This is a genomic window from Catenulispora yoronensis (assembly GCF_039531695.1).
Lineage (GTDB): Bacteria > Actinomycetota > Actinomycetes > Streptomycetales > Catenulisporaceae > Catenulispora > Catenulispora yoronensis.
This window is the reverse complement of sequence record NZ_BAAAQN010000132.1, coordinates 1-1,737: the sequence shown is the minus strand read 5'-3', so window position 1 is coordinate 1,737 and position 1,737 is coordinate 1. Positions and strand designations below refer to the sequence as shown.

The window sequence follows — 1,737 nt, the reverse complement described above, 5'->3', positions numbered from 1 at the left end:
CCTGCCCTAACTCCACAGCAAGCTACTGACCTGCACGCCGCCTACAAGGCCACACACCCCGTCGGCGCCACCGCCAAAACGCACCCCGTACATGCACGCATCCTCACCGCGATGATTACAGTGCTGGACGCCGATCTCGGCCGTGCAACCACTGCACGAGCAGTCGCCACACTGCTAGGCGTCGACGAGCAGACAGTGCGGTGCTGGGGCAGCCGTACCTGGCAAGACCAACAACTGCCAGCGCCTAATGCTGACCGGACCACGCTCACCCCCGGCCAGCTTGACGAAATCCGCAGAGCCTACAAAGCCATCCCACGGACACATAGTGGGCGCCGCATCACCACCAGCAGGGAGGGGGCATCATTCCTGGCCCGGCTTGCGACTCTGAAGGCACAGAGCCCGCTCATCACCTCGCAGGCATTCCATCAATCCGTTGCCGAAACAGTCTATGCCAGCCCTCGCACAGTCGCGGCATGGCTGGCCCTCGCCAGTAGAGCCGGACAACCTCCTGCCGGGCTGAACACCTCTGAAGCAGCCGCCCTGCGAGAAGCCTACGAAATGATACCCCTGACCTATCGGGGCGACCGCAGTATCACCTGTATCGAAGGCACGTTACTGCGGGCAATGCTCTCGGTTCTGGAGGCTGACAGGCGTCGGATCTTCCGGCGGGACAAAAATCCGAGCCGCCTGATCGCCGAAGCCCTCGATATCAGCGAGGGTAAAGCAAAACTTCTACTCGCGTGCAGCCACCGCCCACTCCCTACAGACCTGGACCCGAATCCATCCCCCGGAGTCCCCATGCTCAGCGCGGAACAAATTCACAGCCTGAAACAACTCTACCGGTGCGTGCCACGCACCAGTAGAGGACTCTCTATCCACACACCTGAAGGTCGGGCGCTGGCCACCGCACTCCACAAGCTGGGGTCCGAATACCCACTCGGAGAGCTCGACTGCATGGTTGCCGAGTGTCTCCAGGTTTCAGCTATTACCGCACGCAAATGGCGACTTGTGGGCAAACCCTTACATGTAACGCGGCGACCTGGCATCGACAGGAATTCGCAGTTGCCGACTGTAGACAAAGTAGGCGCGCTCCAAGAAATCACCAAAATCATCAACGCTTTAGTGGCGAGACGTCATACAGAAGGCCTGTCGCAGGCGCGACTTGCACAACTGCTAGACCTATCGACCAACGCCGTAATTGACATGGAAAACCAGAACAGCGCGCAGGGCCCCGCACTGATTCACCTGATTTCCTGGACACACAGTTTAGGGCTTCGCATGGTCATCATCGACGACCAAGGTCACCAACTGCATGAGCCGCTGATCCAAAAGCCGGGGGAAGGACGGGCCGCATTCGAGGTGCGACGATTCGCGGTTACGCTCCGCAAGGTTCGCCAGAGCGACCCCCGGCAGCCAACACAAGCTACGGTTGCACGCCAAGCCGGTGTGGGACTCTCGTCCATCAGGCATTGGGAATGCGGCGTCACGAAGCCTCGAATGGCAGGATTTATCCGATGGACTCTCGCACTGGAATGCAGAATAGAGCTACAGCGGCGATGATCCGGTTGTTCATCGGCCAGGCCAGGCCGGGCCGGGCAGAGGCCGGGTGGCCCAATTCCGCCTCAGAACTCGCTGGCGCAAGGTGGGTGCAAGGTTCGCACCCGGCCCCTTGCGCCTGCCGACAATGTCGTGACGTCATCACCACCGCGCCCGGCACCGTCCCGCTGTTCGCAGCCG

At 61.0% G+C, this 1,737-nt stretch carries 1 protein-coding gene; it reads left to right on the top strand.

Going from position 1 to position 1,737, the window contains the following annotated elements; translation table 11 throughout:
- Positions 1-1,560, top strand: a 1,560-nt coding sequence (locus ABD481_RS46315) for a hypothetical protein (RefSeq protein WP_344672311.1), incomplete at its 5' end; no start/stop codon positions are given.
- Between the last annotated feature and the right edge of the window lie 177 nt (positions 1,561-1,737).